The 9,186-nt window shown below is 56.3% G+C and carries 8 protein-coding genes; all 8 read left to right on the forward strand.

Translation table 11 applies throughout. The annotated features are described in order from the left end of the window. Positions 1–2,692: Ig-like domain-containing protein (locus tag VM163_08325; protein HUT03880.1), on the forward strand; the 2,692-nt coding region annotated here is incomplete at its 5' end. A gap of 251 nt (positions 2,693–2,943) precedes the next feature. Next, on the forward strand, positions 2,944–3,414 hold the full coding sequence (bcp, locus tag VM163_08330) for a thioredoxin-dependent thiol peroxidase (protein HUT03881.1): 471 nt from the start codon (positions 2,944–2,946) through the stop codon (positions 3,412–3,414). Between the two features lie 92 nt (positions 3,415–3,506). Next, the gene (locus tag VM163_08335) at positions 3,507–3,824 is read left to right on the forward strand and encodes a nucleotidyltransferase domain-containing protein (GenBank protein HUT03882.1); all 318 of its coding nucleotides are present in this window, start codon (positions 3,507–3,509) and stop codon (positions 3,822–3,824) included. Between the two features lie 2 nt (positions 3,825–3,826). Then, the gene (locus VM163_08340; GenBank protein HUT03883.1) at positions 3,827–5,356 is read left to right on the forward strand and encodes a DNA methyltransferase; all 1,530 of its coding nucleotides are present in this window, start codon (positions 3,827–3,829) and stop codon (positions 5,354–5,356) included. A 218-nt stretch (positions 5,357–5,574) separates the two neighbouring features. After that, positions 5,575–5,898 carry a nucleotidyltransferase family protein gene (locus VM163_08345; protein HUT03884.1) on the forward strand — a complete coding sequence of 108 codons (324 nt, stop codon included), beginning with the start codon at positions 5,575–5,577 and terminating at the stop codon, positions 5,896–5,898. Between the two features lie 37 nt (positions 5,899–5,935). Next, complete coding sequence (locus tag VM163_08350) at positions 5,936–6,778, forward strand: hypothetical protein (protein ID HUT03885.1); 843 nt, start codon at positions 5,936–5,938, stop codon at positions 6,776–6,778. Positions 6,779–6,794: 16 nt separating this feature from the next. After that, positions 6,795–8,141: a glycosyltransferase gene (locus tag VM163_08355; GenBank protein HUT03886.1), complete on the forward strand. Its 1,347-nt coding sequence runs from the start codon at positions 6,795–6,797 to the stop codon at positions 8,139–8,141. A 317-nt stretch (positions 8,142–8,458) separates the two neighbouring features. Then, the gene (locus VM163_08360) at positions 8,459–8,905 is read left to right on the forward strand and encodes an OsmC family protein (protein HUT03887.1); all 447 of its coding nucleotides are present in this window, start codon (positions 8,459–8,461) and stop codon (positions 8,903–8,905) included. The last annotated feature ends 281 nt before the right edge of the window (positions 8,906–9,186 follow it).

Consider the following 9,186-nt stretch of genomic DNA (forward strand, 5'->3'; position numbering starts at 1 on the left):
CATACTTGACTTTAACGAGTTTCTGAGCACACGTGGCGGGTCGCGAATATCTGTTTGGTTCAAGGACTTTGCCGGCAACGTAGCCCCCGCGTCCCTTCGGATGATGATAAACGGCGAGCTTGTCTCTCTGAGTGACAGGAGCATTCTCAACGGCCTTAAAGCATCATACTACCCGAGCGCAAACACCTTCAATCACGATCAGCAGGTAATTGTCCGGGTCTGGTGCAGCGACGCAGCATTCCCATCAAACCAGATGGAGCCGTTCTCTTGGACTTTCACCTTTGGTCCGGATACAGAGCCCCCTACGGTTGAGAATACCCGGCCCCGAGACGGCAGGGTCAAGGTGCCTCGTAACGCCAACATCTTTATCCTGCTCTCCAGTGATACGGACCCCTCCAGCGTCTCACACGACTCGCTTACCGTGGAATGTCAGCCGACAGGCTACATGCAGGGCGAGTTCAACTTCGACCCAAACCTCGCCTGCATCCAGTTCGTGCCATACACGGCCTTCTCGTCAGGGGCGACCGTCTCGGTTACCCTGGATGCCGCGCTCTCGGACTACGCCGGAAACGCGATGGTCGAGCCGTTCCAGTTCCAGTTCCGTGCGGGCACCGGCTTCGACTTTGAGGCGCCCTCCCCCCCGACGAATCTGACCGGAAGGGTCGGCGATCGGGAGATAAGGATCAGCTGGGCCTTTCCTAGCAACAGCGATGTCCTCTTCTGTCGCGTTTACTACGACAGCGATGGGTGCTGCGAACCTTACGAGGGAACAGACGCACAGCAAGGCGCCTCGCCAATCACCGTTTTCGGGAGAAGTAATTTGCTGCTTACGGGCCTCGATAACGCCAAGACCTATCATATTGCTGTAACAGCAATGGATCGCTGTGCCCAAGAGAGCGATTATTCCAATGGCGAGTTTGTTGCCTCGCCTGCTACTGTCGTCGATGCGCCGCACCTGGAGGAGGTCATAGCCGGGAATGAGTCCATCTTTGCTCGGTGGGAGGAGTCGGAGAATCTCAACGCCGCTGGCTACCGGCTCTATTACGCTATGGTCTCGGGACCGCCGGGCGACCTCGCAGCGCAGGAGACCAGATATGTCGATGCAGGACGCCTGACGACCTACAGACTCTATGGGCTTGTGGACGAGGCAACCTACGAGGTGTGGGTGGCGGCGTACGACCATACCCAGGTGGAGGGAGAAGCCTCGAATGCCATGCTCGTAACGCCTTCCGCCAATGTGGACTGGCTGGAGTTGCACCTGCCGGGAGCAGCTCCTACGCCTCGCTCGAGTTCAGCGCTCGTTCTCGACCCCGTCCGCAAACTTGTCTATGTATTGGGCGGAACCTGTGAGCTCGAGGAAGATGTGCTCTATGCTTTGAACCTAAAGACCTTTCGGTGGGAGATTGTCCCCACAACGGGGCCCTTCCCATCGTCCGGACCCTGTTTTGCCTTCTACGACGAGACCCAGGATGCGGTATGGATGATCGCGTCAGACGTTACCGTATATCGCCTCGACCTGTCGGATCACGAGTGGACTGCATTCCAGCCAACGGGCCAGCCGCCGCCGATCTCTTACGGCGAGTCTAAGCCGACCTTGCCCGCCGCGGGTTTCCTGGATAGTCGCCGCAACCGGCTGCTACTGTATGGGTGCTTCATAGTAGCGGAGAACGAATCCGGTCGGCTGGATTACACAAGGGCACTAGACTTCTATTCGTTCGGCCTCGACACCCACGAGTGGCTAACGCTGGATTGTTCCGGCGTCCGTCCAACGGAGGTCTATATGACGGCCTTTGCTTACATGCCATCCATTGACAGAGGCTACCTGTTTGGAGGCCTTGCTCTGGAGGCCATAAGCAGCAAGATATATGCTCTCGACCCCGAATCGCTCTCCTTCGTGTCCCTCGCCACCTCGGGCACACTTCCTATGCAGCGGATAACGCACGCGATGACGGCCGACGAGGACCTACACAGAGTCATCGTCTTCGGAGGGGATGCCATAGACAGCTCACACGGCTTCCTGCTAGAGACCAATCAGCTCAACTCTTACGATATCGAGACCAGTCAGTGGCACAGCCTGACCGACGTAGTTACCGGTATCCCGCCCACGCCGAGAGAGTACCCGGCCCTGCTGACGGTCCCTCGCGGCACGATCGACCAGAACACCTACATGCTCACCTTCGGGGGCTATAACTCTCCGAACAGGTTCGACGACTTGCACTGTCTCAGACTCTATGACCATTCTGCCGACATAACGCCTCCCGCAAGGGTCACTGATTTGACCGCACAACTGAGCGAGGACAAGGCCCACGCTCGCCTCAGTTGGACTGCGCCTGGCGACGATGGGACTCTCGGCCGGGCCAGCGGTTATGACCTGCGCCTCTCAGCGACGCCTATTCTGACCGATGATGATTTCGCTAACGCGTTGACGGTGCCGGTTTTTTACTTCCCGTTGTTCCCGGGAACAACGGAGTTTCTGCTCTTTCCCTTGCCGGAGATGGGCAAGGAATACTACTTCGCACTCAAGACGTTTGACGAAGCCGCGAATTACTCCGCGGTCTCCAACTGCGCGAGCGCGGGGACGAGTCCCGAATCTCCGTTAAAAGATGCGCTCCTAAAGGGAGCTATTGGACCTTGCCTGGGCGATACTTATTCTGTCGGTTCCGTTGTTGACAAAACACAGACCCTCAAATAGCCCAGCGAGGGCGGCGCTTAGGAAGTGAGTATGACCGGCACTCGGCGCGGTTTTGAGGCGGTTGTGATGTTTTTTTGTGCCGCTGCTCGGATCAGGGACGTGTGGAGTCTATGCAACCTCGGCAGATTCGGACGACCTCCAGTTAAGTTCTTCCGCCGATAATGATCGCTGGCAAGCTTTATGACATTCCTCCGCTGCCAGACATCTTGGAGATACTCGATTTCATAAGAACCATGTAAGGAAGCCGTAAAATGCTCACAAAAGGAGACACCGCACCTGACTTCTGCCTGCCCAACAGCGAGGGCAAGCAGGTTTGCCTCAAAGACTTTCGAGGGAAATGGATCGTCCTCTATTTCTACCCTAAGGATAACACGTCTGGCTGCACGAAAGAGGCACAGGAGTTCACGAACCTCAAGTCCAAGTTCGAGGTGATGGGAACCGTTATCATCGGGATCAGCCCCGACTCGATCGAGAGCCACCGGAAGTTCAGGGAGAGGCACGCTCTGACGATTACGCTTCTGAGCGACCCGGACCACGAGGCGCTCGAGGCTTATGGCGTGTGGCAGCTCAAGAGGATGTATGGGCGGGGCTATCACGGCGTCGTCCGCAGCACTTTCCTGATCGATCCCGAGGGCAAGATAGCGGAGGTCTGGACGAAGGTGAAAGTCAAAGGCCACGCCGAGGCCGTCCAATGCGAGCTGGGCGATCTCCAGGGCGAGTGAGCCGGAAGTCCTTGACGGTTTCCAGTCATTACATAAGATTCGATATTGAAACAGGCGGACGCAACTAAGGGCATTTGGAAGAGGATGGGGTCTTGACGGCGCTGAGTGAAACGGTCAAAGAGGAGATTGTGGCTCGCATACTCAGGGCCATTACTCCAAGCAAGATATTTGTTTTTGGCTCTGCTGTTAGGGATGATTTTGGCCCGGACAGCGACATAGACCTGCTCATCATCACGCCGGATGCCAAGAATCCGAGGCTCCAAAGTGTGCAAATACGCCGGCAGCTTCGCGGCGTGCCCTTTCCATTCGACATACTCGTCAGATCACAAGAGCAGTTTGATAGGTTCAAGGATGTCGTCGGCTCGATCTTCTACACGGCCATCAAGCACGGGAAACTGCTGTATGGGTGAGGATGAGGCGAGATCGTCGTCATACTGAAGAGGAGGATATCGACCTGACGATAATCCATCATAAGCATCCCATTGACGAGGCATTCAACGCCTGGATTAGGCTCTATCCTGAGAGCTCTCATCCTTGTGATATGGAACGATTCTATTGCTTTGTGAAGTCGGTCTGTCGCTATAGCAGGAGCACGCAAACAAAAGGCGAAGAATGGCTGAAGGAGAGAATCAAGGGCTGTGTTCATGCCTTGTCGGAGGATCAAATCGATAGTTACTGCGACCTATTCGTGAAATTGCAGAGATTCTATAGGACCCCATGCATGCTGATCCATGAATGGGTTCCTGACGAGAGTCTAGTTGGCTTTGATTTTCAGGAGACGCCCGCATCAAGCGGCGTCTATGGGATACATCCATATCCGGCGATGCTGCATTTCCTGATGGTCAGGAGACTCATCGCAGAATATTCAGCCGAGGGGGAGCTTATCCTCGATCCCTTTGTGGGTTCGGGAGTCACGGCCGTCGAGTCTTTGCTCGGCGAGAGACGTTTTGTGGGCTACGACATCAACCCCCTAGCTGTTCTGATATCGAGAGTGAGAGCAACACCGATCAAGCGCAGCGCACTGATTGAGACACTCGCGAAGCTCACTGATCAATATGGTCAGACCCAAGCCTCGGCCATTGAGTTCCACAACATTCACTATTGGTTCCACGAGGGTGTCATTCAGTGTCTATCCAAGCTCAGAGCGGTAATTGGAACGATAGAAGAGGACTGTCTGCGGAACTTCTTTGAGGTGGCGTTCTCCGAGACAGTCAGGAGAGTTTCCAGGACGCGATACAACGAGTTCAAGTTGCTGCGGAAGAAGGACGACACGGAACAAGTGAGCGTCATCAAGACATTCCGTGACGTATCTCTGAGGAACATAAGGACGCTGACCGACTTCTATCGCGACTTGCCTCCTAAAACGCGGAATCTCCAAGTTGAGGAAAGGAATATCATGGACGGGATGCCTATCGAGCATAGCTCGGTTGACCTAGTCATAACCTCTCCCCCGTACGGTGACTCAAGGACGACCGTGGCTTACGGCCAGTTCTCGCGCCTGTCGCTCAGATGGTTGGGCTTGGAAGAGAACGTAGATAGAACTTCGCTGGGAGGGAAGCCGCGAGCAGTCACACGCGACCTGCCATCGGAGGGGCTGAACGATTTCGTTGCCAGGATCGCTCAGATAGACGAGAAGCGCGCAAGGGAGGTCTTCTCGTTCTATTTCGATCTTCATAGATGCATTCAGATCATCGCTAAGAAGGTGAAACCAGGCCGGCATGTGTGCTTCATCGTCGGGAATCGGCGCGTGAAGGGGATCGAGCTGCCGACCGACAAAGTCGCGGCATACTTCTTTGAAAAGAATGGCTTTAGGCACATTAAGACGGAGAAGCGAATCATCTCCAACAAGCGAATGCCCTCCCGGAACTCCCCATCGAATGTAGTTGGGGCAAAGGAATCGACGATGAGATATGAATACATCGTGATCTTAAAAAAGCGCTAGCAGCAGATAGAGGGTTCCAATCGGCTGTCGTTTTGGGAAGCGCAACACCCGGTGTGCTCCTGACGGCAAAGGTTCCATTGTTTGACCGAGTGTGATTCTCAAGTATGATTGTAGCGGCAGCGATGGTTTACTGAGAATTGGGGCAGGCGCTATGACATTGGGGCCATGTCGTGTAGCGCTATGAATAGACAATGGAGAGCGACGAAAGTGGCGGCGTCATGAACGAAGCAAGCAGGATGGCGGTTCGGGATTTGGCTTCTGAGGACGAGATCGCCGAGTTCTGCCGGCGCTGGGAAATTGTCGAGTTCGCTCTTTTTGGCTCGGCTGTTAGGGATGATTTTGGCCCGGACAGCGACATTGACGTTCTGGTCACCTTCACGCCCGACGCTCCGTGGAGCCTTTTTGAGCTGGTTGAGATGCAGGATGAGCTCAAGGACATGTTTGGTCGAGATGTGGACCTTGTTGAGGAAGAGGCGCTCAAAAACCCTTTCAGACGGCGCGCTATTCTACGTGAGAAGAGAGTCATATATGCCACCCACTGAGCGAGATGCGTCGTGTTGCCTCAGCTAGAGCGCCTAATTGCCTAGAGAGGGCAAGCGTCAAGGGCATGAAACCGTGGCTTTCCTGACACATAAGGTGGCGCCAGGACTGGCTGCCGGCATCGCACTGCTGATAACGGCCGTTCTGTGCGCTGGGTGGGCACAGACCGCCCAGCTTCACTACTGCTTCGAGGAAGGGAGACCACTCCACTACGAGCTCGAGGCGCAGGCCTCGTTGGTCTCGGTTACCTCGATCGCTGTCCGGGGGCATCTGACATTGCGGTGTCTTGGGCATGAGGGCGACCACTTCGCTCTCGAGGCTTCTTTGCGAGACTTCGTTGTTACGCGCAACGGCAAGAAAATCGGCCACGGGGCAGCGCACGGGACCCAGGCGACTGTCCAATTCGAGATATCTGAGCGCGGAGAAACGACTGTGCGGGAGCCAGCATCAGGTGCCCAGCCCCAGAACACAGCCAACATGGTGCTCGAGTCGCTGCTGGAGACGCTTCCGCGACTGCCGGCTGGCCCGGTGGGCGAGAACGACAGCTGGATTACACAGTCAAAAGAGCCCGCGGCCCCGTTTATTGCGGAACAGAGCGGGCAACTGCTGGTTCGATACAGATGTTCGGTGGAGGAGGTTCCCATACTGTTCGGAGGGCCAGTTGTAGGTCTCTCGTCGTCGTTTGAGGGCGAGGCCGAAAGCGGCGCCTCAAGCCCGGGTGTTGCTGGACGCGGGAAGGGCAGGGTTGTTCTCTGTTCCGATGGCTGCACGATAAAGAGCCTTGTGTACGAGACTCTGGCCCGGGTAACCTCGCCGGAGCATCATGAGGGAAGCCGCAAAGCGACCTACCGGATGCGGCTATCGGTCAATCTCGTCAAGTAGTAGGGGAACGAATAAGGTGAAAGTCGCTCTGTTCGCTGTTCTGTATCCAATTCGCTCCGGTCTAGCTAACTACTGCCATAACCTGCTCCCCAAACTCAAGGAGCTTGCCGAGATCGACATATTCATCGACGACTACGACCCGGACGACGAGGCCATAACATCACAGTTTGAGGTCATGAACTACCTGCGTTTTGAAGAGCGACTCGCCAGCGAGAAATACGACGCCATCATCTATGAGCTCGGCAACGACCTGCACTACAAGTTTATGTATCACTACATCTTCAACTTCCCCGGAATTGTCGTCCTGCATGATTTCAACCTGCACCCGTCCAGGGCCAGCATGCTCCGCGCCTCGGCCGACGAGGAGACCTACCGGCGAGAGCTCGAGGACTGCGTCGGCCCCAGAGGTTCCGAGATCGCGAGGCTTGTCTGCGCCGGGGAGCAGTTCAATCCGCTGCTTAATGTCTTCCCGATGAACGAGAAGGTGCTGAGGTCCAGCCGGGCCGCCATTGTTCACAACCCCTACGTCAAGCGCCTCGTCCAAGAGGTGGCTCCGCGGACGCCCGCCTATCTCGTCAACATGGGTCTGCCCGAGCCGGGGAGGACTCTGAAAAGGGCGGAGTCGCGAAGGAGGCTCAACTTGCCGGCGAGTAAGTTCATTGTTCTCAACCAAGGCTTCGTTGGGCCCCACAGAAAGCCCGAAGTCGTCCTCGATGGCTTCGCTCGGTTCGTAAAGAAGCATCCCAAATCGATGCTCGTATTCACAGGCGACCCCGATCCGAGAGTTGACCTTGCCTGCATGATCAGGACTCGCGCTTTGACCGAGGCAGTCCGGTTGGAGAACTATGTGCAAGACGATGTTTTCCATACCTACATCGCTGCCGCAGACGTCGTTCTGAATCTCAGGACGAACGCAATCCGCGAGACATCTGCGACGATGTTGACCGCGATGTTGCTTGGCAGACCAGTGATCGCCACGCGGCTTGCTCATAACTGCTACCTTCCACCCAGCGTATGCCTCTTCGTGGAGCACTCGCCCGCCGAGGCGAACGACCTTGCGGCGCGGCTCGAGTCGCTTTGGTCCAACCCCAAACAGGGCGAGGCGATTGGCAAAGCTGCCAGGGCTTACGTGAGAAGTAACCACAGCCTCGCGCAGTCGGCCCGCGGCTACAAAGCCGCAATCGACGCGGTCGTTGCGCAGCCCGAAGAGAGGACAAGAGAGCCCAGGACGCTCCGGGAGCGGCTGCCCTGGCTGGCCGAGGAGAAGGCGAGTGTCCTGGACGAGATATGCGCTCCTGAGCATCACAAGCAGGTGGGCGAGGTCTTACGGGAGGCGATGTCAGACCTCGGGCTAATCGAATAACCAGAGCGACACCGAGCCACACAGAGCGGGCTTATGCTTGTTCGCCTGATGTCTCTGTGTGGTTACGCACAAATGGCGATTACGATTATTGCCGTGGGAAGCCCACGCATCCGATCGAGTCCTCGGTCCGTAGGTTGCGCCTACGGCTATCCACGTTAATCCACTTGCGGGGGATGCAGGAAGAACGCCTTCAATTGAGCAGGTCCAGGCACGATTACGAAAACTCCTCCTGGCGCATTGGCCTTGACTGGTGGCACCGCAGTCAATAGCCTTTGTGCTGCTTTTCTGTTGGGCTTACGAGACACAAAGGAGATACTATGTCGGCAAACACGAGGGTCTTCTACTTCCCCACATCGCTTGAATGGACGAAGGAGCATCAGGGCCTTGCGCATGCGCCCGGCAAGCCGGACATCACGGTGGCCTGTCCACCAGTTTTCTGCAAGGGCAGCCCTAGCGACGTGTGGAGCCCCGAGGAGTTCTTCGTCTCCTCCCTCGAAGTCTGTGTGCTGCTCTCCTTCATATCTCAGGCCAAGCGCAATCGAGTGAGGTTCACCTCCTATACGAGTGAGGCAAACGGTAAGCTCGAGTTTGTGGACAAGGAGCTGATGTTCTCCCAGATCACGTTGGACGTAACGATCGAGGTCCCCAAGGACCAGGACATCGCTCAGGTCGAAGAGGCGCTGGCCGACTCCAAACAGCGGTGCCTCATCTCCGCGTCAATGAAGACCGAGGTCAAGATCGAGGCCAAGATCGTCGGCCGTTAGACTTCACGGCCTGGGCCGCAATGCGCGTGTCGTGCGCAGACAGCTATTAGCCTTCGCAGGTTTGAGGCTGTCCAATAAGTGCATCTGCATGGCAGAATCCTTGTGTTTAAGGATGCCTGGCCCTGGATGTAGGGGCGGTGCACGAACCGCCCGACGCCAGCGCCACAACATATTGTGGGCGATTCGTGAATCGCCCCTACAAGAAACACGGCTGACCCCTTTATTGGACAGCCTCTGGAACCACGAGCACACGATTGCAGAACTTCAAATGCAGAACTTGG

The organism is bacterium, assembly GCA_035527515.1.
In the GTDB taxonomy this organism is placed as follows: Bacteria; B130-G9; B130-G9; order B130-G9; family B130-G9; genus B130-G9.

Bases quoted from the DNA above. Each gene is read 5' to 3' on its own strand.
- bcp (HUT03881.1), top strand. From the start codon at position 2,944: ATGCTCACAAAAGGAGACACCGCACCTGACTTCTGCCTGCCCAACAGC.
- VM163_08340 (HUT03883.1), top strand. From the start codon at position 3,827: ATGAGGCGAGATCGTCGTCATACTGAAGAGGAGGATATCGACCTGACG.
- VM163_08345 (HUT03884.1), top strand. From the start codon at position 5,575: ATGAACGAAGCAAGCAGGATGGCGGTTCGGGATTTGGCTTCTGAGGAC.
- VM163_08360 (HUT03887.1), top strand. From the start codon at position 8,459: ATGTCGGCAAACACGAGGGTCTTCTACTTCCCCACATCGCTTGAATGG.